Below are 26,525 nucleotides of genomic sequence, written 5' to 3' on the forward strand. Positions count from 1 at the left end.
GGTGCTTACGTCCCGTTCGCACATCTTGCCATGTATGTTGAATCGAAAGGATGTTGCCCACCATGATCCGCTCAAACCAGCTTTCGAACATCTCGCGCCGTGACCTCGTTGCCGCTTCCTCTATCGCTGGCGTTTCCGTCGCCCTGTTCGGCCTGCCGGGCCTTGCTCGCGCTGCCGAGGGTCCGGCTGCCGGCGACGCCTCGTCCTCGTATGTGCCGGGTACGTACCATGCGAGTGCCGAGGGCAAGTTCGGCCCCATTGCTGTGGACGTGACGTTTTCCGAGACGGCCATCACGGGCGTGATTGTGGGCGAGCACGAGGAAACGGCCTTCATCTCTGATCGCGCGCTCCAGGAGATTCCCGCTGCCATTGTCGAGCGCCAGACGCTTGACATCGATTCCATCACGGGCGCGACGCTGACGAGCTCCGCTCTCGTACGCGCCGTAAGCGACTGTGTTGAACAGGCCGGTGGCGATCCGGCCGCGCTCTCTGGCGCTTCGTCTGACTCGGAGCCCGCTGGCGCCGCTCCGGTCGAGCAGGAGCTGGAAGCCGACGTCGTCATTGTGGGTGCTGGCGCCTCGGGCATGGTCGCGGCGATCTCGGCGGCGCGCATGGGTGCGAGCAAGGTCATTCTGCTCGAGAAGAGCTGCAACGTCGGCGGCAACGCGCTCGTCTCCGGCGGCTACCTCGAGTACGTTAACGCTCCCGACGAGCTGCGCGAGGACATGACGCCGAGCTATGAGGCTGAGCTCGCTGACGAGCTCGCCCAAGCGCCCGACTATCTGCCGGCGGAGGATCTTGAGAAGCTGATGGCCGAGTACGAGGCGTGGAAGGAGTCGGGCAGTACGAAGGTGTTCGACAGCATCTATCTCCATGCACTGCAGTACGCGCTCCAGGGTGAGGGCAGCTATGACGAGATGCTCAAGACGGCAGAGAACATCGCCGCGCTCGACGAGTGGCTCGTTTCGGAGGACTTTGGCTTTAAGAGCCTGTGCGGCATCGTCGGTTACTCGTGGCCGCGCTGGACGTCTCCGAAGCAGGGCGTGTGCGGCCAGGGCTACTTTACGTTCTACGCTGACGAGATCGAGCGCAACGCCTATCCTGTCGAGATCTATCTCAATACGCCGGCGACGGAGCTTATCGTCGAAGATGGCACGGTGGCGGGCGTCGTGGCACAGGGTGAGGACGGTACGACGTATCGCGTGCGCGGCGCGCAGGGCGTCATCCTGGCGACGGGTGGATTCTCGGGCAGTCCGGACATGCTGCGCGAGTACAACACGATGTGGCCGTTCAAGGAGGATGAGTACATCCCGACGACGAACTGCTATGGCCACACGGGCGACGGCATCACGATGGGCCTGGCGGCGGGCGGTACCGTGGCGCTTATGGACGTGCAGATGCCGTTCCCGATGGCTGACTGCAAAAACTGGACGGACGAGACGACCGTCGGTGACGACGTCGATTGCGTCATCGTGAACAAGGAAGGCAAGCGCTTCATGAACGAGGTGCTCGACCGCTATACGATGACCGAGAACATCATGGCGCAGACCGACCAGATGATGTTCATGGTGACGGACGCCGACACGTGCCGCGTCGATGGCGAAAACAACCGCTATGGCCACAGCCTGCAGCGCCTTATTGACCAGGGACAGCTCTACCGTGCTGACACGCTTGAGGAACTTGCCGAACAGATGGGCTGTGACCCTGCCGTGCTTGTCGATACGGTCGAGCGCTACAACGAGGCTGCGCGCTCCGGCGAGGACCCCGAGTTCGGCCGCACGACGTTCTCCGAGCTGAGCCCCGTCGAGAAGGCTCCGTTCTACGCGTCTCCACGTACGTGGGCCATGCACATCACCGTCGGTGGCCTCGTCGTGGATATCCACGACGGTTACAAGGTGCTCGACGAGGCGGGCCAGCCGATTCCCGGCCTGCGCGCCATCGGCGAAACGATCGTCGGCAGCTGCGGCATTGGCGTTCAGGGCGAGGGCCTGGCCGTCGCGAAGGCGATGTTCATGGAGCGCTAAGCCACTGAACGCGGTAGGGTGCTGACGGGCACCCCGGCACAGCCTTCTGCGGCCTGCCGGGGTGCCCGCTTGTGTTTCGGCCCAACGGATCGCTTCTGCGAGGCCTTTTCGCCGTTGGACTCTTGCTTGCCCGTCATGGCGCGATGGGGGAGTTGTGGTTGTGCGCTGGCGCGTGCGGCTCGTGGTGGATAATGGAAGCGTGCCGTCCGCCGGCGTGCGGGGCACGGAATGTTGATCGAGGTGTTGACGAATATCGGCAATTGCAGAAGGGGCGTCGCGCGGCGAGGCCGCTGCCTCCCGTGCGTGTGCAATGCCGATTGCCGTGGAAGGCGGGGCGAAGGGATGACGCAGGCGGAAAAGCCGACGGTGAGGAGTCGCTACGTGGCGGCGCATGCGCACCGGGAGGAGGGCGCAAGCCAGGCCGAGACCGGGCGCTCCTCCTCTGGCGATGGCCTCTACGCTAGTCGCTCCCGCCGCTCGACGCTTTATGGCGACGAGCCCCGTCCTCGCGGCGCTCGCTATGACGTGCCCCCCGCCTCGTCTGCCGGAACGAATGCCGGCGGGGTTTCGGGCGCCCGTTCTGCGCAGACAACCCCCAACAATGCCGCTCGTCCATATGCTCGCCCCGCCGGCGGTAGTTTCACGCCGCGCGCGGGCGCCCCTGCCCCTGTGCCCGCCGGGCGCCGCTTTGCCCCGCGTGGCAGTAGCGCTCCCGCCGCGCACGCCGCTTCGGCTTCCTCTCGGCGCGTCACGTCGCTTGAGGGTCTGCGCACACTCGCCATCCTGTCGGTCGTCGCCTACCACCTGGGCCTTTCGTGGCTGCCGAGCGGCCACATGGGCGTCGTCATGTTCCTCGTGCTCAGCGGCTACCTCGTGACGTGCTCCGTCGTGCGCGGCTTCGAGCGGGCACGCGATCGTGCCCAGGCCGACGGGACGGTTTTGCGCTTCGGCGCGGGGCTCGGCGCGTTCTGGTGGCGCCGCTTCAAGCGCATCTGGCCACCCATGATCGCGATGATCGTGCTCGTCGCCTTACTGTGCATTGCGTTTAACCACGTGCTGCTCACGAAGATGCGCCCCGACATCGCGCCCGCGCTGCTGGGCTTCGAGAACATCTGGTACATCGTCCACGGCCTGTCGTATTTCGAGCAGATCGGGGCGCCTTCGCCGCTGACGCACCTGTGGTACGTCGGCCTCGATGCCCAGCTCTGCGTCGTGGTGCCCCTGCTACTGAGCGCCTTTCTGTACGCCGGGGCGAGTCGTTCGACTATTCGTCGCGTCTTCCTGGGGCTCGCCCTGGTCTCCGCCGTTCTCATGGGCGTGCTGTTCGACCCGAACGCCGACCCGAGCCGCGTGTACTACGGGCCGGACACGCGTGCTTTCGCCGTGCTTATCGGCGCGTGGCTGGGCCTCGCGTGGCCCGTCGGCGGCCTGCCGGTGGCGGGGCGCGGCGCCTTGCTGCGCCTGGGTGCCCGAGGTGTGGCGGCTCTCGGCGGCGTGGCTTTGCTTGGTCTCGTCGCGATTATGGTGTTCGTGCCGAGCGATGCGGCGTTTTTCTACTACGGGGGCATGGTGCTCGTATGCCTGCTGACGGTGGTGCTGCTCGTCGCCCTGCTCAGCCCGTCCAACCCGTTGGAGCGCCTGTTCTCGCTGAAGCCCCTCGCGTGGCTGGGCGCGCGCTCCTATGCGCTCTACCTGTGGCACTATCCCCTCATCTACCTGGTGGGGGCAGACGGACCGGCTCCGTGGTGGCTCAAGCTGCTTGCCGTGGTCCTGTCGGTGGGCGCTGCCGAGGCGACGTGGCTGCTCGTGGAGCGTCCCCTTTCCGGCGGGCGTGTGGCGGCCGGTGTCACGCAGTTTGCTGGCTGGGTGCGCCGAGGCCCGCTGCCTGCCGCGGGGACGTTTGCGGCGACGGGCGTCTGCGGTGCCGTGACGCTTGCGGCGCTCGTGGGATGTCTTGTCGTGCCCGACAAGGTGCTCGTTCCGAAGGACGCCATCGTGAGCACGGGCGAGGCGGCGGGTCGCGGCATGGACCTTTCCGATCGTGCTCCCGGGGCGGCTGACGATTCTGCTGTGGACGATGCCGGCGTCCCTGTCGCGGAAGCGCCAGAGGCCACGCCCATCGTCGAGGCACCTATCGCCCCCGACGACGTCGTGCTGCCTGACGGGTACTTCTCGCTGCAGGCGTCGGACGGCGAGCAGACGGCCGGTCAGTACGACCCCGTGCTCGTCGGTGATTCCGTGCCGGGCGACACGAACTTCTACGACGTGTTCTTTGGCGGCTTCATCGACAGCTACATCGGTCGCCACCCGTTCCAGGCCGTCGACGTGCTGCAGGACTACCTCGACCAGGGTGTCGTGGGCCACGTCGTCGTGCTCGCTGTGTTCTCAAACAGTCTGGCGACGGCGGAGCAACTCGACCAGCTCGTGGCCGAGGCAGGCCCTGATCGCCAGGTTTACCTTGTGGGCACCGTGAACCCTGACGGCTTCCAGGACGAGGCCAACGCCGCGCTCATGGACTGCGCCTCGCGCTACGACAACGTGCACTACGTGGACTGGCCGGCCGTGTGCGCGGGCTATGAGGACGTCTACCTCTACCCCGATGGCACGCACCTCACGCCCGACGGCGCCCCTGTCTACCTCGACATGATCGCGCGCGCCATCGCCGGCGACGTCGTGGCTGCCGGCGGCTCGATCATCCCGTGGGACGACCCTGCAGCTGAGGATCCGGCTGCGGTGGCATAGCGCGGGGCAGTGAGTTCGCTGCTCGGCATGGCATGGCAGGGATTATGCGCCTCTGTTGGGGTAGGATGAAACGTACTGCCGACGTCTTCCTTGTGCGCTGCCGATCGGGTGCGCGCGCAACGGCGTTGGATCCGGCGAGGGACCGCACGCGACCGCAACCAGGGGGCACCGCATGATCGAATATTACAAGACGAGCCTCACGGGCGTTACGGAGCGCGTCACTTCTCCGGAGCGCGGCTGCTGGATCAATGTCGTCCAGCCGACGGAGCGAGAGCGCGCCTGGCTCCAGAACGAGGCGGGCATCGTCCCTGAGTTCGTCCGCTCGGCACTCGATGAGGAGGAGAGCTCGCACATCGACTACGATGACGATGCCGACCAGGTGCTCATCATCGTGGACTGCCCCTCTGTCGAGGACGAGCAGGAGAAAGAGACACCCACGCTCACGCAGTACGACACGCAGCCCCTCTCGGTGCTGTTCCTGCGCGATAAGGGCATGCTTGTCACGATCAGCCTGCACGGCAGCGTCATCGTTGACGACTTCGCCGCGGGCCGCGTGCGCCAGATCGACACGACGCGCCGCGCCCGCTTCCTGCTGCAGTTGCTTTTGCGCATCTCCCAGCAGTACCTCGTCTACCTGCGCAGCATCGACCGCCAGTTCTCCAAGGCCGAAAAGCAACTGCACGCCACCATGCGCAACGAGGAGCTCATCAAGATGCTCGGCCTCGAGAAGTCGCTCGTCTACTTCTCCATCTCGCTCAAGGCTGACGAGACGACACTCAACCGCATCATGGGCGGGCGCATCATCAAGCTCTACGAGGAGGACCAGGAGCTACTCGATGACGTCCTCATCGAGATCCACCAGGCCATGGAGATGTGCAAGATCTACTCGGACATTCTCACGAAGACGATGGACGCGTTCAGCAGCGTCATCAGCAACAACCTGAACAACGTCATGCGCGTGCTCACGACGATCACGATCGTCATGGCCATCCCCACGATCATCTTCAGCTTCTACGGTATGAACGTGGGCGACCTGCCCGAGTCTTCGACGTGGCTGTTCCCAGCGCTGCTCTCGCTCGTGCTCTGCGTTATCGCCGTCGTGTTCTTCTGGCGCAAGAACATGCTCAAGTAGGGAAGCCTGTTCCGAGGGCTTGTGCTCTGGATATGTCTGTTGGTCTTGTAGTTTAACGATAAACGATATATTCTTATCGTGTACCGATAATCATTGACGAGGAGGTGCACGATGGCCGACAGGTGGAGCAAGGCGTTCGGCGACATGCCAAAGGGGCGCGGCCCGGTTGTGGCTCGGCTCAAGAAGACGTGCACGCTGATGCAGGGGTTCTGCCTGACACTGTTCATCATCAGCCTTCTGGGGGTCTTTGCTGTCGCCTCGACAGCTCGGGATATGCTGATGGGCCCAGGGCCCGACATGGGGGGTCGACCCGCGACGCTCGTCGAGCGGCTCTACCTGAGTGACGAGTCCAATCGCGGGACGACGAACATCGTGGACGGCATGGCCTCCATGGACTTCGGCGGCTCCGCTCAGGCCACGCGCGGGGATGTGGCGCAGTCTGGGCAGGTGGGCGATGCGGCGTCCGGACAGGGGGCGACGCCCACCCCTGTCATCACGAACGACAGCGCACCCGTCCTGCACATCGTGCGCAACCTTTCGATGACTGCTCTATTCATGGCGATGCTGTGGGTCGGCGCGCGGTTCTTCGGACGCATCGGCAAGACGGGCGAGCCGTTTCGCCCCGAGCGAGCGCGTGATTTGACCACGCTCTCCATGCTGATGATGAGCCTTGCCGTCGTTCCGGGCCTGCTCGAGGCGGGTACCCTCGCTGTGGGCATCGTCCTGCTTCCCGACGTGAGCTACGATGTGACGTGGGGCGTGTTCAACTACCTGTTTATGATGTGCTCCATCCTTGTCACGGCGTTCTCGCGCATATTCGCATACGGCTGCCTGCTTCAGGACCAAGACGACGAGCTCGTGTAGGGGGCGGCCGTGATTGTGCTGAGACTCGACCGTGTGCTTGCCGACCGTAAGATCGCCTCGCGCGACCTGGCGCAACTCGTGGGCATTTCCGAGGTGAACATCTCGCGCATCAAGACGGGCAAGGTGAGTGCTATCCGGTTCTCGACGCTCGACGCTCTCTGCCGCGAGCTTGGCTGCCAGCCCGGCGACTTGCTCGAGTATGTGCCTGACACCGAGGGTGGGGAGGGCTAGGGCGCTGCTTTTAGACATCTGGGGACGTTGCTGGCCCCCCAATGCCCATACGATGCCCTGACAATGTGGAGGTACTATCCCGCCCGGCCAAAGGCGAGCGGTTTTCTTCGGGATACTCCCTACAATGCCCCTTTAACCTGAATAGCCACGGGGCAGTTATACGTTCGGGCGAATCAGCTCATGCCTCTTCGCGCGAACGTGCGGCCCCCGTCACGATGGGATGGGTATACATTTATGGCTCGCTTTGCTGATTCATCTGCGGAGTCGCAGGCTCGCAGCACGATCTGTGCCCCCGTTCCCTCCGCCCGTATGGGCCGGCGTGCCTTCGTTGCCGGGGCGCTGGCGACGGGTGCGATGCTGGCGCTGAGCGGCTGTGGCCAAGCTCAGGCTCCCGCGGCTTCCTCTGACGCCGCAGACACCTCTGACGGGGCGACTCTTTCCGACGGTGAAGTGAGCGCTGCCTCGTCCTCTGCCGACGCCGACGCTGCCCACCGCGGCGGCTCGTTCGAGTTCGCGATCACGAACCCGGTTGCTATCGATCCGTACAACACGAACGAGAACCAAGGCTCGCTCGTCTCGGGCTTGCTGTTCGACGGCCTGACGACGTACGATTTCAAAGCGGGCAAGCTGGTGGGCGCGGCCGCCGAGAGCTGGGAGGGCAACGACGACGCGACGCAGTTCACGTTCCACCTGCGCCCCGGCATGACGTTCCATAACGGTGACCCCGTCGACAGCGCCTCGTTTGCCCGCGGATGGAACCGCTTGTGCAATCCCGGCACCGATTCGACGAACCCCTCGACCGTGAGCTCGTACATCTCGATGGTGGGTGGCTACGACGACGTGATGTCGGGCGCCTCTGACACGCTTGATGTCGAGTGCCCCGACGACCTCACGTTCGTCGTGAACCTCTCGTACTCCTGCGCTGAGTTCCCGCTCATCTGCTCGCGCGCGCCGCTGGCGCCCGTGCCCCAGGCCGCGCTTGACGACTACGACTCGTTCCGTGTGGCGCCCATCGGCAACGGTCCGTTCAAGATGGACGGCGAGTGGGTCGACGGCCAGTACATCAACCTGGTGCGCTTCGATGACTACTACGGCGAGAAGCCGCTGATCGACGGCGTGAACTTCCACATCTTTAAGGACGAGAACTCGGCGTACGTCGAGTGGCAGGCCGGCAACCTCGACCTGACGACCGTGCCCTCGGGTCAGGTGAAGGTCGTGCAGTCCGAGGTGGGCACCGCTGACGACGGCTACACGGTGCAGCCCGGCGCGCAGGTCGCTGACGGTCCGGCACTCGGCACGTGGTTCATCGTGCTGAACAACGAGGACGAGAAGCTCTCCGACCCTACGCTGCGCCGCGCTCTGTCATGCGCCATCAACCGCCAGGCCATCTGCGACACGGTGTGGGAGGGCGTGCGCGAGCCTGCCGTGGGCATCGTGCCGCCGACGATCGGCGGGGCAGAGCGCTGCGGTTGGGACGACTGCGCGTATGACAAGGATCGCGCGGCCGAGCTGTTGGACGAGGCTGGCTACAAGGCTGGCGCCGACGGCAAGCGCGACCTGAGCCTCTCGCTGTCGTACAACACTGGCGGCGGCAACGAGACGATCATGCAGATGATCCAGGCTGACCTGGAGGCGCTGGGCATCACCGTCGAGGCGGAGGGCATGGAGATGGCCGCCTACCTCGACGAGCTGCGCGCCGACTATCAGGTGGGCCGCCTGGGCTGGGACGGCGGGTACCCGTCGCTCGACTCGTTCTTCTACTCGCTGTTTGACTCGAAGTCCGAGAACAACTTCTCGCGGTACCACAACGACGAGGTGGACGAGAAGATCGACGCGGCGCGCGCTATCGCCGACGACGAGAAGCGTGTGGATGCCTACGTCGAGATCAACGAGCTCGTGGCCAAGGACATGCCGGTTATCCCGATCGCGTACTACAACCTGAGCTACGTGAGCTCGGCGCGCGTGCATGACCTGTACATGAAGCCGTCATTCTCGACGGACTTTGTGGGGGCGTGGATCGAGAAGTAGCTTTGCGCGCGAGGGGTTCGTGCACGTGAGATGGGGGGCGGCGAGCGCGGCTTGGATAGCGCTCGCCGCCCCTTTGCTCTGTCACGCTAGGGGAGCGCTGGGGTACAAGAACGGTGTCGAGCAAGTTCGCCAAATGCGTCGCCTGCTGGGTTTGGCGTGGCCGTGTCAGCCCCTGCTAGGAGGAGCCTCGTCATGAGCGTCATCGCGAACATCCTATGGATCATCCTCGGCGGCCTGCCGCTCGCCATCGTGTGGACGATCGTTGGCCTGTTGTGGTGCGTCACGATTGTGGGCATTCCCGTGGGCGTGCAGTGCCTCAAGATCGCGCGTTTGGCGCTTGCACCGTTCGGTGCGGAGGTGCAGTACGGGGGAGGTGCGCCGTCGCTCATCCTCAACATCTTGTGGTTGATCTTCGGCGGCCTTGAGCTGGCACTTATCGGTGTTATCTCGGGTGCCATCCTGTGCATCACGATCATCGGCATTCCTGCCGGCTTGCAAGCGTTCAAGTTCGCACAGCTTGCTCTGATGCCGTTTGGCGCCAAGGTTGCCTGAGATGGGCTGCGAGAAAATCCTATTCGATGGCGTGGTGCAGCTGCGTGCGTTTCGCGAGAGCGACGCTGAGGCGATGTATCGCAACTGGGCAAACGATCCCGAGGTTACGCGCTACCTATCGTGGGAGCCGCACCGCGACGTGGGGGAGTCGCGCGAGCTCGTGACCCGCTGGGCGGCGGAAGGACTCGCCATAGACACGCCTACGTGGGCTATCGTGCTGGAGGGGCCCATAGAGGGCGTGCCGTTCTATCCCGATGAGCCCATCGGCTCCATTGGTATCGTTGCCTGGGACGCGGCTCACGAGGCGCCTGAGATCGGCTACTGTATTGGACGACCGTGGTGGCACCACGGTGTCATGTCGCGGGCGCTGGCGCTCGTGGTGGAGGATTGCTTCGAGCATAGGGACGCCCAGCGTGTCGAGGCTATTCACGACGTGGATAACCCGCGGTCCGGCCTCGTTATGCAGCATTGCGGAATGGTGCGTGCATCCGAGGAGTGCGAGCTCCGCAACGGGCGTGCGTACTTGCGCTACGGCATTACGCGTGCCAGGTGGGAAGCGGTGCGCGGAGGGCTTGGGTAGACGGCGTGGGGCGGGTCGTTTTCGCGGGTGTGCCAGCGCTCCGGTGGCATGTCTGCGCGCTTCACGAGCTGCCCATGACGTTCTGCCATAATGCTCGCCACTGGCTTTATCGTGGCCCACCTGCCGCTTTGCGCGGCGAGCTGGCGGTGCCACTCCCATCCGCCCCGTTTCCCAAAGGACGGCAAAATCGTGGCAGAGTTTATCTACCAGATGTATCGCGCCCGCAAGGCGCACGGTGACAAGGTCATCCTCGACGACGTCACTCTGAGTTTCTACCCGGGTGCCAAGATCGGCGTCGTTGGCCCCAACGGTATGGGCAAGTCGACGCTGCTCAAGCTCATGGCCGGCATCGAGGAGGTCTCGAACGGCGAGGCCCGCCTCACGCCGGGCTACACCGTCGGTATCCTGCAGCAGGAGCCGCCGCTCGACGAGGACAAGACGGTCCTCGAGAACATCGAGCAGGCGTTTGGCGACGTCAAGGCCAAGATCGACCGCTTCAACCAGATCGGCGAGGAGATGGCCGCCCCTGACGCGGACTTCGACGCCCTCATGGCCGAGATGGGCAAGCTCCAGGACGAGATTGACGCCGCGAACGGCTGGGATCTCGACTCGCAGCTCTCGCAGGCCATGGACGCGCTGCAGTGCCCCGACCCTGACATGCCGGTTAACGTGCTTTCCGGTGGCGAGCGTCGCCGCGTCGCCCTGTGCAAGCTGCTGCTCCAGGCTCCCGACCTGCTGTTGCTCGACGAGCCGACGAACCACCTCGACGCCGAGTCCGTGCTGTGGCTCGAGCAGTTCCTCCACAAGTACCCCGGCGCCGTGCTCGCCGTGACGCACGACCGCTACTTCCTCGACAACGTTGCCGAGTGGATCTGCGAGGTCGACCGCGGCCAGCTTTACCCTTACAAGGGCAACTACTCCACCTACCTCGAGACGAAGGCCGCCCGCCTCGCTGCCCAGGGCCAGCGCGAGGCCAAGCTCGCCAAGCGCATGCAATCCGAGCTTGAGTGGGTGCGCAGTTCTCCCAAGGCGCGCCAGGCCAAGAACAAGGCGCGTCTCGAGCGCTACGAGCAGATGGAGGCCGAGGCGCGCGCCGGCAAGCGCGTCGACGTGTCCGACATCACGATCCCCGTAGGCCCGCGCCTGGGTGCCAAGGTGCTCGAGGCGCACAACCTGTGCAAGAGCTTCGGCGACCGTGTGCTCATTGACAACCTGTCGTTCAGCCTCCCGCGCAACGGCATCGTCGGCGTCATCGGCCCCAACGGCGTGGGCAAGACGACGCTGTTCAAGACGATCGTGGGCCTGGAGCCGCTGACGTCGGGCGAGCTCGAGATCGGCGAGACGGTCAAGCTGTCCTACGTTGACCAGATGCGTGGCGGCATCGATCCCGACAAGAACGTGTGGGAGGTCGTGTCCGACGGCAACGACGTCATCATCGTGGGCGAGAGCGAGATCCAGAGCCGCGGCTACGTCGCAGCATTCGGCTTCAAGGGCCCCGACCAGCAGAAGAAGGCCGGTGTGCTTTCCGGTGGCGAGCGCAACCGACTCAACCTGGCGCTGACGCTGCGCCAGGGCGGCAACCTGCTGCTGCTCGACGAGCCGACGAACGACCTGGACACCGAGACGCTCGAGAGCCTCGAGGAGGCGCTGCTGGCGTTCCCGGGCTGCGCCGTGGTGACGTCGCACGACCGCTGGTTCCTCGACCGCGTGGCGACGCACATTCTGGCCTGGGAGGGCACCGACGAGGAGCCCGGTCGCTGGCACTGGTTCGAGGGCAACTTCGACGACTACCAGAAGGACCGCATCGCGCGCCTCGGCGAGGAGGCCGCCCGTCCGCATCGCCTGCATCGCAAGCTGACGCGCGACTAGGCTGGGCGCGGGCGCGTCCTGCCCGAGGCGCGGCGCGGGGCTCGGCCGATGGGACGAGGCATCCTGATCATGATGACGCAGGGGCGACGGCACACGATGCTGCCGCCCCTGCGTTTTTCGCATCCAGGGTGCGGCGCCTTTCTTTCGGGCCGAAAAGACCGCACGGGCTGCAGCAAAAGACGGCAATCCGAGACGTCCCTGGGGGATGGGGCCTGGTGCGCTGCCAGAGCAGGAGGAGTTGGGCCTGCTTTGGTCAAAAGGGTGCCGCTTTGCGAGGATTTAGGGTGGGCTTCTCCCACCGTACGTTTTTTGTGCCGCGCTTACCTGGGGGTTTGTGGTGCCGTCGGGCGGAGATGAGGCGGTGATCCTCGCAAAGCAGGGGTGTTTTGACCATGCGAAGGCCTTTCGGTGCGTCTTTGGTTCAAGATGGGCGGTTTCGCCGGAAAGGATCGCTGGCGTCGACCCATCTGCACGGCCTGACATCTGGGCTTAGACCCGCTCGCTCCGACTTTGCGAGAAAAGAAGGCCTGCCCGTGTCGCCCCATCCCGGTAGAATGGCGCCAGGGAACGAGCGCAGAAATGAGGGCAGGCATGGGGATGGGAAAGACGCGGGCGATGCGTTTGGGATCGGCACCGACGGTGGGCGAGGATGTCCGCGAGCAGACGGGCCCGAGGTCCATGGGCGGTACATCGTTGCCGAGCCTCGTGGCGCTGGGCGTGGGCATTGGCTGCATGTGGCTGCCGATCCACTACTCGTTCTACCGCTATAGCATCGTCGGCGAGGGCCCCATCTACGCGTTGGCGCTTGCCGTCATGGCGCTTGCATGCGTGCTCGCTATCGCCCTGCGCTCGCGCCTGTCCGCCTGGCTTGCTCGCCGGCCCGTGCTCGTCGTGGGCGCCTCGCTGCTGACGCTCGCGGGCAACGGCTTGCTGCTCGGCCTGCCTTACCTGCCGCTGCCGCCGGGGCCTGCCGTCGCCATCCGCGTTGCGGCCGTCTCGCTGTACGCCGCGACGTTCGTGCTGCTGTTCTTTGCCTGGGTGCAGCGCATGGCTGACCTGATGTTCCAGGTGCCCATTGTCACGAGCGTCGGCGTTGTTGGGCTGTCCGTTACGGCGGTGTTCCTGCTGGTCAACCTGAGTTACGGAACGCCGCTCTACCAGGGCGCGGCTCTCGTGTGCCTCGCGGTGTCGGGCGCGTGCTGGCAGGCGTGCGCCATCGAGCCCGTCGAGGTCTCCGGCGGCCTGCGCCTGTTGCCGGCCGGTCGCACGATGCGCGAGTGGTCGCTGCTGTTCGTCGCGTTTCTGCTCGTGACGCTGCTTCACTCGGTGACGTTCTCGGCGGGCGGCCAGAGCGCGGAGCAGTCCGACTTCCCGACGCTGATGTTGCATCTCGTGCTCGTGCTGTTCGCGATGCCGTTCGCGGCGCTGCTGTGTGCGGGCCGCATGCGTGCTATCTCGCCCCAACGCTCCCTGTCGCTCGTTGTCTCGCTCATCGTGGCATCTTACCTGGGGCTGCTGTGCGCGACGGCCATCCCGGGTGTCGTGACAGACGAGGGGCATCTCGCTGCGCTGACTGTCGTTCTGCGCACGCTGCGCATCTTCATCTTCGTCATGCTCATGACGATGTGCTACCAGGATGCCGCCGCTCCCGCCTCGACGTTTGGCCTGCTGTTCCTGCTGGTGGAGATCGTTGCCAACGCGCTGTGCTACCTCGTGGCTCCCGTCGTGTTCGCTGCGATCCCCGCCGAGCCACACGACGTGTTCGTGCCGACATCGAGTGCCGTGGCGCTCGTGCTCATCGTGGTGCTAGGCGGCTTCTTGATGATGTACTTTGCCGGCAGCGGGCGCTTCGCGGCAGAGACGGATGCGCGTTTGCGGGATGCGAGCCGCCTGCCGGAGGAGCCTGAACCCGCGGGCTCCGATGCCGGCACTCCCTCTGAGACGCCTGCGACCGAGCCGGCAGGGGAGACGGGGCCGTCAGATCGCGGCTCCCTGCGTCGCGAGCGCTGCCGAGAGATTGCGACTGCACACGGCCTGACGGAGCGCGAGGCCGACATCATGTACTACCTGAGCCTCGGCTTCTCGGTGAAGAAGATCGCCGACATGCTCGTCATCTCCGCAAACACCGTGGCGACCCACTCGGCGCGTCTCTATCGCAAGCTCGATGTCCATGCGCGCCAGGAGCTCATCGATCTCGTCGATGGGGCGGATTTGTAGCTGTTCGTCGTAAAAGCCATCATTTCCGCAGCTCAAATGTGTCAAGTATCACCCTCATATTCGCGTACATGATTTCATGTGATGCGATCTTCATGGACGAAAAGCCCCTCGGATCATGGATTTCCGAGGTCGGCGTACGGTGGCGTTCGGCGTAGATTTCGACTCGTCAACGCGGAGCAGCCGCGGGGCACGCAAGCGAGCGCACGACATGCGCAGGCTTGCCCCCGCGGACGCATCCGACATACGTACGACGTCCGAGCGGGCCGGCGCCCGCCGGGCATGACGAGAAGGAGAGTCCCCATGAACGCCACCACCTCCACCCCCAAGCTCGAGCGCACCCGCCGCCAGTTCATCAAGACGGCTGGCGCCACCCTTCTGACGAGCGCCGCCGTCGCCGCCATGGCCGGCACCGGCTCGCAGGCCCTGGCCGCCTCGAAGTCGGCTGCAAACGACACGGCCACGAGCGTCGCTGACATCACGTGGGACGAAGAGTGCGATGTCCTCGTCGTTGGCGCTGGCCTGGCCGGCACGACGGCCGCCATCACGGCGGCCCAGAACGGCGCGAAGGTCCTGCTGCTCGAGAAGAGCCCGTGGATGAATGGTGGCGGCAACTCCAAGTACAGCTCGGGCTGGGCGCTGTTCACGTACAACGTCGAGGGCACGGCCACCTATCTTAAGAACTGCCGCGGCGACTTCGACGCCTCGCCCGACGCCATCTACGAGGCCTTCGCTGCCAACCTGGCCGAGAGCGACGACTGGGTGCTCGGCCTCAACCCGCCCGAGAACAACATGGGCTACTCCGCGACGCCCGAGGCCTCCTCTGACTACGGCGAGTACAACGAGCACGAGGGCTCGCAGTGGAACGCCTGCATCTGCATGCAGCCTATGAACAAGCCGGGCACCTATCGTCACCTGCAGTTCTTCCTGATGGACAAGATCCGCGACGACTTTGCCGACCTCATCACCGAGAAGGTCAGCGCCCCTCTGACGGCCCTGGTGCAGGACCCGCAGTCCAAGGCGGTCATCGGCGGTGTCTACGAGTTCGAGGGCGCCTCGGTCTACGTCAAGGCCAACGCCGGCGTCGTCATGGCCTGTGGCGGCTTCGAGGCTGACCGCACGATGTGCCAGGACTATCTCTCCATGCCCGTGTACCATACGGTCGCTGCTCCGTTCAACACCGGTGACGGCCACCGCATCTGCGCCAAGCTGGGCGCCGACATGTGGCACATGAACTCGCTGGCCGGCGGCTGGACGAACTGCGTTGCGCTCGACGGCAGCAGCCACGGCACGTATCGCTGCCTCGAGAAGCAGATGGGCATCACCGTGGGCATCAACGGCCGCCGCTTCTATATGGACTGGGACGGCTGCACGACGTACGACTACGACTTCGGCCCTGGCTCCGACGCCAGCGTGCACGTGGGCTGCCGCCACGGCCACCAGCAGTTCGGCGGCGAGTTCACGCACCTGCCGATGCCCGGCGTGACGTGGTTCGTCTACGACTCGGCGGCTGCTGCTGACGAGAAGACGCCGGCCTACCACAACATGAGCGGCGACCCCGTGGCCGACGGCTACGGCTACGTGGCCGACACGCTCGAGGAGCTCGCCGAGCAGATGGGCGTGCCTGCCGAGGAGCTCACGACGACGGTGGCGCAGTGGAACGAGGCCGTCGCGGCTGGCAAGGACCCGTACTACTTCCGTCCCGATCACACGCTGACCCCCATCGAGACCGCCCCGTTCTACGCGGTGAAGTGCGAGCCCGAGCTGCTGAACACCGACGGTGGCCCCCGTCGTGACGAGCATGCCCAGATCCTCGACATCGACGGCGAGCCCATCCCCGGCCTGTTCTCGGCTGGCGAGTTTGGCAGCGTGTGGTGCCGCGACTACCAGGGCGGCGGCAACCTGGGCGAGTGCCTGGCCTGGGGCCGTCTGGCGGCTCGCAGCGCCCTGGGCATCGAGGTTGACCCGACGCAGTTCGAGCCGACGAACGAGGTCGAGGACGCCTTCCTGGCGGCCGGCGGCAAGCAGGGCGCGCTCAACCAGTACACCGACGCGTTCAAGGAGGCTCGTGCCGCGGAGCGCGAGGCCGGCGCGAAGGCTGACGCCGAGGCCACGTACAAGGACGGCAGCTACGAGGGCGTGGCGTACGGCATGGGCGAGGAGGTGCCGGTGACGGTCGTCGTGAGCGGCGGCAAGATCTCCGAGGTTACCGTTGGCGACAACCAGGAGACGGCTGGCATCGCCGACAAGGCCATCGAGCAGCTGCCGCCGGCGATCGTCGAGGGCAACGGCGTCAACGGCCTGGACTGCATCAGCGGCGCGACCGTGACGTCGCTGGCGATCATGAACGCCGTCGAGGCAGCGCTCACCCAGGCAAAGTAAGGCGCGAACTCCGGGGATCGCGAGTCATAGCGTGAAAACGGGACGGCCCCACAGCGCGACAAACGCTGCGGGGCCGTCCCTTTGTGGAGCGATAGGCTATCGGGTGGGCGGCTTACGCCTCGGCGAACATCCCCGAGCCGGCGGCGAAGCCCAGAGCCATCGAGCTCACGCCGGACATGCCTACCGTCAGCTCACCGGCGGCATAGAGGCCCTCGATGCTCGTGCCGTCCTCGCGGACGATCTGCGAGAAGTCGTCGGTCACGACGCCACCCTCGGTGATGTGAGCGGCCCACGTGCGCGGGGAGGCGTAGAACGGCGGGTTCTCGATGGGGCTGTCGGCGGTGAAGATCATGCGGCCGAAGTCGGGATCCTCGCCGTTGCGGGCGATCTCATTGTAGCGCTCGACCGTTGCCGCAAACGTGGCCGGGTCACAGCCGATCTGCTCGGCGAGCTCCTCGATGGTGTCGGCGCGATAGAGCTGGCCCTGGTCGAGCAGGCGCTGGATGTCGCGGCCGTAGTAGTTCTTGTCACCCTCGACGCGGCAGGTGTCCTTGTCGCTGATGAGGTAGAGCACCTGGTCCGGCTGCTGCATGAGGGCCTCGGTCATCGTGTAGCGGTCGAGCGTCTCGTCCATGAAGCGCTCGCCGTTGGCGTTCACGAGCAGGCAGTCGGTGTCGGCGCCCACCGTGGTCTCATCCGTGCCGTTCTTCACGTCAGCGAACGGGAACATCATGAGCGAGTCCATCATGGCCAGCGCTGCGCCCTCGCCCTGCGCCAGCTTGATGCCGTCGCCCTGGTGGCCGAACACGTTCGTCGTGGGGATGATGGTGTTCTCGTCCCACGGCCACATCGTGTTGTACTCAAGCAGCATGTCGGGGTTGCCCGAGAAGCCGCCCGTTGCCAGCAGCGCGCCGTGCGTCGCGCGGATGTTGTACGTCGTGCCGTCGTCGGCAACGGCCTTCAGGCCCACGACGCGGTCGCCGTCCTTGATGAGCTCGGTCGCGGGCGTGTCGAGCATGATCTCGATCGGGTAGTCGTTCTGCTCGATCTGGCGCTCGAAGAAGTCGAAGTAGCCCTGGCCGCAGACGCCCTCTGCCGGCGCGGACCAGTGCGGCCACGGATAGCCGACGATGCCGATGCACGGCTTCCACTCAAAGTTGTTCTCGTCCAGGAACGCGTCGAAGTCCGAGACGCACTGGGCAAAGCTCAGCGAACCGTAGTAGCCGTCGGCGCCGTAGAGCAGGCACTCCTGCAGCGCCATGAGCTCCTCGCAGTCGAACAGCGTCGTGTCGCCCGAGGCCAGGTACTCGTCGTATTTCTTCTGGATCTTCCCGAGCTCGTCGGCGGGGATCTCCTGGGCGATGGGGTTGGCCAGGTCGGACTCGAGCTGGTTGGTGAGCTCGGGCGTCATGGGAACGCGCAGCTCGGTCGGGGCGTTCACGTACTCGAGGTAGCCGCCGGACACGAGGGCGTTGCCGCCGACATTGCTGCCCTTCTCCAGGACGATGACCTTGCTCGCGCCGTTCTTGGCCGCGCCAAGGGCGGCGCCCATGCCTGCCGCGCCGGCGCCGGCAATGACGAGGTCGCACTCGAGGTCAACAACGTCGGTCGACTTCTCGGGGCGCACGTAGTTGGCCTTCATGGCCTCGACGTCGCCACCGGCCTGCTCGACGCAGTCGGCCACGGCCGTCATGATGGCGGCACACGTGATCGTGCAGCCCGTGATCGTGTCGATGCCCAGCGCCTGCTGCTCGATGATCGTGGCGGGGATCTCGGCGAAGGCGCGGTCAGACACGCGCTCCGTCTCGGCGTGGTCCTTGACGACGATGTCGGTCAGCTCGCTGTCGGTGAACGTCACCTCGAGCGTGAGGGGGCCGAACTTGCCCTGGCCCGTGCCCGTGTACGTTCCAGCGGTGAACGTCAGCGCGTTGGCCGGCGCGGCGTGGGCCGTGCGAACGGGGGCAATTGTCGGCAGGCCGAGGACGGCCATCCCCACGCCGGCAAGCGTGGCTCCGGCAACGAACGTGCGGCGATTCATGCCCGTGACCTGCGCGATGGAATCCTTCATGGTGCAAGCTCCTCTCTACAACCTGTTTTCAGGATGTGCTGCGTGCGGTGCACGGTCATTAGATTCGTCACAATGGACGTTCGAAGCATCCCACGGGTGGAAAGTCAGGGTGTAACCTTGTAACCCGACGGTGTAACCCAATCCTCTGAGCTGGGATAACGATGTTTTGCGGGGAATGGGGCCACGCGCTGTACACCGGGCTGAGAAGTGGTGTACCCCTAGTACCTTGAAGCGCTGAGGTCGTGATGGTATAACGCCTTACATGGATATCACGGGGAAAGATAGGGGCGAGTCGGCCGCGACGAGCAGCGCGTCGGGGATCCTTGCGACGTGGCGCGCGAGGCTGTCCGCCCCGCACCCGATACGCCCACTTTTCTTTGGCTTTGCTTTCAGCCGGGCCGCCAACGATCTGCTCGGCCAGGGGTTCCTGACTGCGAGGCCCGCTGATCCCATCTGGGGAGATGACCTCTACTCGGGGTTCATGCTCCTCGCGTTTCTGACCTTTGTCGTTCTTGCGCGCAAGATCGCACCGCTGTACAACCGCCGCCCGGCCTTCGTCGCCATGCTCGCCCTGTCTGTCGCGGCGGCCATCGCGGATTTTCTGGGCGGCATGTTGGGGTACCCGCTGCCGCTCGTTGCCACGGCGGCCCTACTCGCGGGGTTTTCCTCGGCGCTCTCTATCTTGTTGTGGGCGGAGTTTCACAGCTGCCTCGAGCCGTTCGACATCATCTTCTACGTCTCGGGCGCCTTTCTGCTCGGAGGCCTGGGTTCCTGGATGCTCGGCGACGCGACTGGCCTGCGCAGGCTCGCGATACTGCTTGTGCTGCCGATGCTGTCGATCATCTGCCTGAGGCACAACTTCGCCCGCATGAGTCCGCTGGACCTGCCACATCCTGCGTGGGGTCGGATGCGCATCCCTTGGAGCCTGATCGCCGTCCTGGGCATCTACGAGTTCACGTTCGGCATACAGGAGACGTCCATCGAGTTCTCGAGCGGCGCCTACACGTGCGGGACGCTGCTGGCTCCCGTGATTTCCCTGCTGTTCCTGTGCGTCCTCTCACGCAAGATGAGCTTCACGGCTATCTATCGAACGCCGTTTGCGCTCATGCTGTGCGGGCTTGCCCTTACGCCGCTGTCGTCCCCGCTTGCGGGGCCGTTCCCTGACCTGCTTGTCTCGACGGGGTATTCGTTCATCTTCCTGCTGCTGACGTTTCTCATGTGTGATCTCTCACGGCGTTACGGGGTATCGGTTCTTCTGCTGTGCGGCATAGAGGAGCTGACGGCGGCGTTTCGCTTGCTGGCGCATCGCGTGCCCGGCCTCATGCAGGGGGGCGCGTTGCCGCCATTCGTGGACGAGGGGTTCGTCTCCGCCGCGCTGACGTTGGGCATCGTCGTGGCGAGCGTCGTTTTGCTAGCGGACCACCGCGCCTCGGACAGCTGGGGCGCCTCGTTCATGGGTGTGCACGTCAAGGGCCAGGACGGGCGTGACGAGGCGTGGCTCGTGCAGAAGTGCGCCGAGCTCGCCAGGGCATACGGCCTGAGCCCCCGCGAGCTCGAGGTGCTCGAGTACATCGCGCGTGGCAAGACGTCGGCGTACATCGAGGACAAGCTCGTCATCGCGAACGGCACGCTCAAGTCGCACACGCGCCGCATCTACGCCAAGCTGGGCGTCCACAGCCGAAAGGAGCTACTCGGCATGATCGAGGCACACGAAGAGGATGCGGCTGCCCCTAGCGTGTCGTAACGGGGATCTCGATGCTGCCCAGCCTGACGGCGGTTATACGGGTGACGTCGACGATTCTTGGAGTGTAGCGCGCGATCTGCACCTCGCCGACGCCCTCGGTGTCGAGTGAGGCGGTGCCGCTCGAGCTCAGCGAGGGATAGCGTGCGTTGCCGGGGTAGGATCGCGCGATGTCGATGGCCTCTCCGCTGTCCAGAACGAGCGAGACCGGAAGGTCAAGAATCCTGTGGAGCTCCTCGAATGCATCGGGGCCTGTCTTGTCTGATTCGGTATACGCGCGCAGCTCAATGCGCACTGAGACGGGAGACACGCTCAGCGAGGCCACGGTTATTTTGTAGGGTCCGTTCGAGAACGTCTGGTCTGACGTCTCGACATCAAGCGTGTGATCCTCGTAGTTGAGCGGGAAGGAAAGTTCCCACGTGCCGTGTATGACGGTTCGCCTGATGAACCTGTCGCCCGATCCGTCTGTGGAGGGGTCGCGCTCGCCCATGGCGGCGAGGTCGACGAAGCGGGCGTTGACCGTTGCGCCGACGAGGGGGCTCTCCGTGTGGATGGCGCAGATGAGCTGGAGCGCGTTGTCGTTCGGGTCGGCGTCGTAGGTTGTCGTCATGTAGCCCCAGTTCTGCATGGCCGCCTCATCGTCGAACGTGATGTTGCTGCCTTGGAAGAGGAGCTCGGGCGAGCCAGGCATGCTGTCGATGCCCAGCTCGTCGAAGGGCGAGCCGTCGTCCTTTGCCGCGGTGAACACGATGATGGCGACGTTGCGGTCGCCAATGACGCTGTCTGCCGTGATGGTTACGCCGCCAGAGCTGGCACCGACGCCGATGGGCGCACCGGGGAGTTCGTCGGAGCTGCCCGCGGTTGCCGCAGCGTCTTGCGCGGGATCGGGGAAGTAGACCGGTGCGCCGTCGGGGCCGACGGGGCCGCCGGGAATCTGGGAACGCGAGAAAACCCGTGCAATAAGGTCGGGGACGTCGACGCTGGTGAGGCCGGTCGCTGCGGCTATCCCCGCGGCTGCTGCGGTGAGCGTGGCAGCCGCGGCAAGGCCGACGAACGCGCGTCGGGAGACGGCGGAGTGCGTGCGAGTGCGTGAGGCTCGTGCGGCGGGGGTGGGGGAACTGCTTTTTTCGGGAGAGGACGGTTGCGCGGAGGAGTGGTTCTGTGGGGAGACGGCTGCCCCGGCGGAGAGATGCTGCGCGACGAGGGTGTTCACGAGGGCCTCCTTCTCGGTAGGGGAGAGGCGCAGGGCGCTCATGGCGCGGACGTAGGGTGAGGCGGAGCTGGGGGAGTGCGATGCGTCTTGCTGATTCGACTTGGGGTGCGCCTCGGGGGCTGTGCTCATCGGGAGCCTCCTTCCAGCAGGGTGCGGAGCTTTGCACGGGCTCGGCTCAGGTGTTTGGCGACGGTGCCTTCTCGCTCGCCGGTGAGGGTCGCGATATCTCGTGCGGAATACCCCTCGTAGTAGTGCAGGTAGATGGCCTGTCGATAGGCTGGCGAGAGCGCGCTGACTGCAGCGAGTACGGAGGGGTCGGGCTCACTGGCCGCTACGCTCTCCACGGGCTCAAAGCCGTCGCGCTCGCGCAGCTCATCGAGGGAGTCCACGCGCCCGCACCAGGCGGAGCGACGCAGGTCGATGCAGGCGTTGATCGTGGCCCGAATGACCCATGCCTTCTCGTGCTCCGCGTTGCGGAATTGCACGGCACCGCCCTTCGAGGCGTCCAGCAGCTTGAGCAGCACGGTCTGACAGATGTCCTGGGCATCGTCGGATGATCCGAGACGCGCATAGCTCAGCCGAAGGATAAGGTCGGCATAGACGGTGACGACGCGCTCTATGTATGCGCGCGCGGTGTCGGCGTCGCACGCCGGGTGCGGCTCGACTGGGTTGGCGCCCGGGATGTCCGGCGCCGCCGGCTGCGGCGACGGCCCTTGCGATGCCTCGCGGCTATCGTGTACCACGATGCCTCCCTTCCGCGCCACCGGTCGTGCCTCCTCGCGGAGCCACTATGCCTTGCCCGCGCTGTTGTACGCCTCGGACTTTCCTTCATTGCTAACACGAATGATGGGGCCCCATTCGGACAGCCCGAGAGAGGTTTTTTGACTTTTTGGGCGAGGGGGAAGTCGCGCGATGTGCCAGGTGGCTGGCGTGTTCAGAAGCGGCGGGTCTGCGAGGATTTGCGAAATGGTGCGCTCGGGATGGACGCGAATTGCGGCTCTGCGAGGATTTGCAGGGAGGCGTCCTCGGAATGGGCGCGAATTGCGGGCGTGTGAGGTTTGCGGGGGAGTTCGTGTTACGAATTTCAGGCATGGCGGGAGGGCTTGCTGGCCAGGGGCGCGTTGGTAACACCTAGCAAGAATGGATCCTAGCAGTTTGCGCGCAAAGCTCGCACAGCCGTGATTCGAGGCCGCGCGGGATCCCTCGTGTTGCAAAACCTTGCACAAACGTGATTAGGGGCCACCCGGGGCCCGCGCGCAGCAGAATCTCGCGCAGGCGCAGGGGGCCGAGGCGGCGCCCGATCCTCTGCCATCGAACGCGCGCTTAGAATCCCGCACTCGGCGCTTGGCCCTACTCTCCAGCCCGTGCTTCTCGCTCACGCACTGCTTTCTCGATTGCGATGAGCTGCTCGGCCAGTGCGCCGAAGTTCAGGCCATTTACCCGCTCGATGAGCGCGACATCTTCCGGGTCGAACGCGTCCTCGCCGCGCAGGCCGCCGCAGATCGCGCACGCCATGGAGGCGACGGTGTCGGTGTCGCTGCCGGCAGCGGTCGCCATACAGGCGCACACGCGTGGATCGCCGCCCGAGAGCTGCACGAACGCCAATGCCGCCGGGACGCTCTCGCATGCCAGCGGGGAACAGCCGATGAGGTCGCGCACGTCCTCGGGGATGCTCAGGCCGCGGGCCATCTCGATGCGAGCTGCCACGGAGGCCGAGGCGAAGTCGACGCCGCGTAGCTCGCCGAGGTCGGCCGCGTCGCCGGCGGCGTCGAGCACGCTGTTCAGCTGGGCCCCGCGCACGGCGGCACCCACGGCGGCTCCGATGGCGCTGGCCGCCGCGATGGCGACGCCGGTGTGGTGTGTCGGCAGGCTGATGGCTTCGGCGGCGTCCACGATGCGCTCAGGGCGGGCCGGGTCGCCGAACACGATGCCGAGCGGGGCCATCTTCATCGCGCCGCCGTTCGTGTAGCCGCGCGAGCCCGTCTGCTCCATCGGCACGCCTGCGTCGATCTGCTCGAGGGCGCGCCGTGTGCTCGGCCCGAGCACGGCGGTGGACTTGGGACAGGTTGTGGCCCAGCGGCGCAGCTTCTCGAGGAAGAGCCGCGCGTCGACGCGTCCGCCCGTCTCGGCGAGCATCTCGATGACAAACAACGTGTGCATCGTGTCGTCGGTGACCTCGCCGGCCGCGAGCCCGCGCGAGATGTCGTTGTCGGGCATACCTGGCATGAGATGGTCGACGAGGCCGACTTCGCGCACGATGCGTCGCGCGCTCCATCCCTCGACTGGCATGCCGAACGCGTCGCCGTACGCCGCGCCGATGAGCGCCCCGCGCACACGGGTGTAATCCAGCTCTGCCATCCCGCCGCCTACCTCTCCGGCTCGCATGCCTCGCACCCACGCATCGAATGCGGGCTGATGTGGGCCTTTCAGCAACCTGAACGTCATAACCGCAGGGAGATAATCCCCAAACGAGGTATCATCGCGAAAACACCCGCGAGCCAGCCTTCACTCGATGGAGCGCGGGCTATGCCGGGTCGCCTGCCTGCTCGGCTCGCGCGGCCATTTCGGCTTGCACCTGCGCGAGCGTCGGCGAGAACCGCGCACCCAGCCCGCTCACCGTGTGGGCTGCGCACGCGGTGGCGAACTCCATGGCGTCGCGTAGGCCACGGCCCTCCAGGCAGTACGCGTGCGTGAACCCACCGAGATACGAGTCGCCGGCGCCTGTCGTGTCGACGGTCTCCACCGGCAGGGCTGCCACGTCGACGTGTGTTCCGTCCGGCGCGTAGGCTACGGAGCCTGCCGAGCCCAGCGTGAACAGCAGCGTGCCGGCGGCCCCGTGGCGGCGCAGGTAGGCGGCGCACTCGTCGGGATCCTCGCTGTCGCACAGCGCGAACAGGGCGGCGCGGCACGGAGCAAACACGTCGATGAGTGGCAGCGCGGCGAGGATGTCGGGGGCCTCGAAGCCGAAGCCCTGCATCGTCATGAGGTCGACCTGCACGTTGACGACTGTCGTGACGCCTGCCTCGCGTGCGGTGGCCAGCGCAGCGAGGGCTGGCTCCTTGGGCAGCAGGTCGGTGTAGAGCACGCGGGCGTGTCGCAGCTGCTCGAGGTCGATGTCGGCGCTGGTCAGGGCCGCGAAGGCATCGCCCAGGTTCAGCATGATGAACTTCTCGCCGCCGTCAGCGATGACGATGTCGGTGTGCAGCGTCTCTCCGCCGGGGCGCACGACCATCGGCGTGGTATCGACGTCCTCGCCCGCAAGGCTGTCGAGCACGGCGTGCCCCAGTGCGTCGTCGCCGACCTCTCCAGCGTAGGAGCAGGCGTCGCCGAGGCGCGCGAGCTGCACGATGACGTTCGTCCCGCTGCCACCGGGCTGCTTCGTCGAGCTCTTGACGACGCAGAAGCCGTCGGCCGCGGGCAGGTGGTCCACGCGGATGAGAACGTCGGTCGCAAGCGTGCCCAGGCCAAACACGTCGATGCCGCTCATGGGGCTCCCTTCTCAGGTGGGCGGGTGCGCTGCGGTGCCGTCTGGTCTTGCGGCGCCGGGGACAGTGGGGCTCGCCCACAGGTATGTTCACCGTCATCCTAGTCCCAAATCGAGCGAATCGGACGTACGAAAGAGACTTTGCGTCGCGCCCCCCTACGCGATCCTGCACAACGGCGTCGTGGCCGAGTGGGACGCGTGGCGGACTCCTTGCGGCCGGCAGTGCATTTGCGGGGATGGTACGCCTGCAGGGCGTCTCTACCGACTGGGGCCCACGACCGCGACGTACGTTTCTGGGTGCTTTTGCATGTGCGCCCACGCCAATTGCCAACGCCGAACGCTTTACTGCTTTACTTTTGTTACAACACGTGCTAGCCTCAAGAAAAAGGGGAGATGGAGGTTCCATGGCGCGAACCACGTCAACGACGCTTCTCGAGGCGCCAGGGCACGCCACCGCTGCAGCTGCAAATGCCTCGGGGGCTGCGCAGATCAACGTCCGCATCGACGCCGGCCTCAAGAGGCGGGGCGATGCCGCGCTGGCCGCCGCAGGCCTCACACCGTCGCGGGCTGTTCGTGCGCTCTGGGAGCTCGCCGAATCCCATGCTGCTGAGCCGGAGTCTATCCTGCGGGCCATCATGCCCAGTAAGGCATGCGCTGTGGAGGAGGAGCGTGCCGCTCGGCTCAGACAACGCGAGGAGGCGTTTGCTCGTGGTCCGCGCGTCGTCGAAGAGGCTTATCGCGCGGCGGGGCTGTCGTGGCCGGCATATGAGGACGCACCCTCGTATGAGAAGCTCCAGGAGCGGGCCTACGAAGAGCGCTACGGCGAATTGATGGGGTGGACATCGTGAGCGTCGACGCCTCAAGGGCGGCACGGCGCCTCTCGCTCCTGCTGGATACAAACGTGTGGATCGACTACTACCTTGGGTATCGCCCTCTCCACAGGCAGGCGTGTGAGTTGGTGAGGCTGGCCGTCAGACTTGACGCCGATGTGCTGTACGCTGTCACTTCGTCAAAGGACTTGTTCTTTCTTATCGCGGCAGACTTCAAGCGGGAGTATCGCCGCGTGCACGGCGGGATGCTCGATGCCGAGGGCGCTGCCTCGGCGGATGCGGTGGCGTGGGGCTGCCTGGAACACCTGACCGAGAATGCCACGGCGGTGGGCTGCGACCTCTCTGACATCTGGTTGGCGTGCAAGCAGCGTCCCCTTCATGCGGACTACGAGGACAATCTCATCGTTGCCGCTGCTCAGCGCGCCAAGGCTGACCTTCTCGTTACGAGTGACGAGAGCCTGCTGCGCCATTGCCCGGTCGCGGCGCTCGACATCCCCGACGCCATCGCTGCGTTGCGCGTGCGCGCGAGTGACGCGGAGGAGCCTGAGAACTAGGTTTTCGGGGGACTCGC

The 26,525-nt window shown here is 65.6% G+C and carries 19 protein-coding genes; 14 read left to right on the forward strand and 5 right to left on the reverse strand.

From position 1 onward, the window contains the following. Positions 1–62: 62 nt before the first annotated feature. From KHZ24_03290 to KHZ24_03340, 11 genes are all read left to right on the forward strand, one after another. Positions 63–2,024, forward strand: coding sequence for an FAD-dependent oxidoreductase (locus KHZ24_03290; protein ID MBS5450220.1), 1,962 nt, complete (start codon positions 63–65; stop codon positions 2,022–2,024). Positions 2,025–2,693: 669 nt separating this feature from the next. Continuing rightward, positions 2,694–4,766 (forward strand): acyltransferase, encoded by a 2,073-nt coding sequence (locus tag KHZ24_03295; protein MBS5450221.1) that lies wholly within the window; start codon positions 2,694–2,696, stop codon positions 4,764–4,766. A 172-nt stretch (positions 4,767–4,938) separates the two neighbouring features. After that, a complete protein-coding gene (locus KHZ24_03300) occupies positions 4,939–5,898 on the forward strand; it encodes a magnesium transporter CorA family protein (GenBank protein ID MBS5450222.1) in 960 nt (319 codons plus the stop codon). A gap of 111 nt (positions 5,899–6,009) precedes the next feature. Further along, on the forward strand, positions 6,010–6,762 hold the full coding sequence (locus KHZ24_03305; GenBank protein ID MBS5450223.1) for a hypothetical protein: 753 nt from the start codon (positions 6,010–6,012) through the stop codon (positions 6,760–6,762). Positions 6,763–6,771: 9 nt separating this feature from the next. Beyond that, entirely contained in the window at positions 6,772–6,993 is a 222-nt protein-coding gene (locus tag KHZ24_03310; GenBank protein MBS5450224.1) for a helix-turn-helix transcriptional regulator, read from the forward strand. 234 nt (positions 6,994–7,227) lie between these two features. After that, positions 7,228–9,021, forward strand: a complete 1,794-nt coding sequence (locus tag KHZ24_03315) for an ABC transporter substrate-binding protein (protein ID MBS5450225.1) — start codon at positions 7,228–7,230, stop codon at positions 9,019–9,021. A gap of 192 nt (positions 9,022–9,213) precedes the next feature. Further along, the gene (locus KHZ24_03320) at positions 9,214–9,573 is read left to right on the forward strand and encodes a YccF domain-containing protein (GenBank protein MBS5450226.1); all 360 of its coding nucleotides are present in this window, start codon (positions 9,214–9,216) and stop codon (positions 9,571–9,573) included. A gap of 1 nt (position 9,574) precedes the next feature. Beyond that, the gene (locus KHZ24_03325) at positions 9,575–10,153 is read left to right on the forward strand and encodes a GNAT family N-acetyltransferase (GenBank protein ID MBS5450227.1); all 579 of its coding nucleotides are present in this window, start codon (positions 9,575–9,577) and stop codon (positions 10,151–10,153) included. Between the two features lie 189 nt (positions 10,154–10,342). Beyond that, positions 10,343–12,022 (forward strand): energy-dependent translational throttle protein EttA, encoded by a 1,680-nt coding sequence (gene ettA, locus KHZ24_03330; GenBank protein MBS5450228.1) that lies wholly within the window; start codon positions 10,343–10,345, stop codon positions 12,020–12,022. A gap of 591 nt (positions 12,023–12,613) precedes the next feature. Beyond that, positions 12,614–14,239 carry a hypothetical protein gene (locus tag KHZ24_03335; GenBank protein ID MBS5450229.1) on the forward strand — a complete coding sequence of 542 codons (1,626 nt, stop codon included), beginning with the start codon at positions 12,614–12,616 and terminating at the stop codon, positions 14,237–14,239. A 300-nt stretch (positions 14,240–14,539) separates the two neighbouring features. Then, complete coding sequence (locus KHZ24_03340; protein MBS5450230.1) at positions 14,540–16,618, forward strand: FAD-binding protein; 2,079 nt, start codon at positions 14,540–14,542, stop codon at positions 16,616–16,618. 112 nt (positions 16,619–16,730) lie between these two features. Here KHZ24_03340 and KHZ24_03345 read toward each other — a convergent pair whose 3' ends face one another. After that, entirely contained in the window at positions 16,731–18,686 is a 1,956-nt protein-coding gene (locus tag KHZ24_03345) for an FAD-dependent oxidoreductase (GenBank protein ID MBS5450231.1), read from the reverse strand. A 262-nt stretch (positions 18,687–18,948) separates the two neighbouring features. On the opposite strand from KHZ24_03345, the gene KHZ24_03350 reads away from it, so the two are divergent. Next, positions 18,949–20,430: a hypothetical protein gene (locus KHZ24_03350; protein MBS5450232.1), complete on the forward strand. Its 1,482-nt coding sequence runs from the start codon at positions 18,949–18,951 to the stop codon at positions 20,428–20,430. On the opposite strand, the gene KHZ24_03355 is transcribed toward KHZ24_03350, so the two are convergent. The 4 genes from KHZ24_03355 to KHZ24_03370 all read right to left on the reverse strand — a co-directional run bounded on the left by KHZ24_03355 (position 20,417) and on the right by KHZ24_03370 (position 25,127). After that, positions 20,417–21,769, reverse strand: a complete 1,353-nt coding sequence (locus KHZ24_03355) for a hypothetical protein (protein ID MBS5450233.1) — start codon at positions 21,767–21,769, stop codon at positions 20,417–20,419. The two genes, KHZ24_03350 and KHZ24_03355, sit on opposite strands and share 14 nt — an antisense overlap. Then, positions 21,766–22,260 carry a sigma-70 family RNA polymerase sigma factor gene (locus KHZ24_03360; protein MBS5450234.1) on the reverse strand — a complete coding sequence of 165 codons (495 nt, stop codon included), beginning with the start codon at positions 22,258–22,260 and terminating at the stop codon, positions 21,766–21,768. The genes KHZ24_03355 and KHZ24_03360 overlap by 4 nt, the downstream gene beginning before the upstream one ends. A gap of 730 nt (positions 22,261–22,990) precedes the next feature. Beyond that, positions 22,991–23,998: an ADP-ribosylglycohydrolase family protein gene (locus KHZ24_03365; protein ID MBS5450235.1), complete on the reverse strand. Its 1,008-nt coding sequence runs from the start codon at positions 23,996–23,998 to the stop codon at positions 22,991–22,993. Positions 23,999–24,164: 166 nt separating this feature from the next. Next, a complete protein-coding gene (locus KHZ24_03370; protein MBS5450236.1) occupies positions 24,165–25,127 on the reverse strand; it encodes a carbohydrate kinase family protein in 963 nt (320 codons plus the stop codon). Positions 25,128–25,528: 401 nt separating this feature from the next. Between KHZ24_03370 and KHZ24_03375 the strand changes: the two genes are divergently transcribed. After that, positions 25,529–25,972 (forward strand): hypothetical protein, encoded by a 444-nt coding sequence (locus tag KHZ24_03375; protein ID MBS5450237.1) that lies wholly within the window; start codon positions 25,529–25,531, stop codon positions 25,970–25,972. Then, complete coding sequence (locus KHZ24_03380) at positions 25,960–26,508, forward strand: PIN domain-containing protein (protein MBS5450238.1); 549 nt, start codon at positions 25,960–25,962, stop codon at positions 26,506–26,508. The genes KHZ24_03375 and KHZ24_03380 overlap by 13 nt, the downstream gene beginning before the upstream one ends. Positions 26,509–26,525 lie beyond the last annotated feature (17 nt).

Source organism: Coriobacteriia bacterium (assembly GCA_018368455.1).
Lineage (GTDB): Bacteria > Actinomycetota > Coriobacteriia > Coriobacteriales > UMGS124 > JAGZEG01.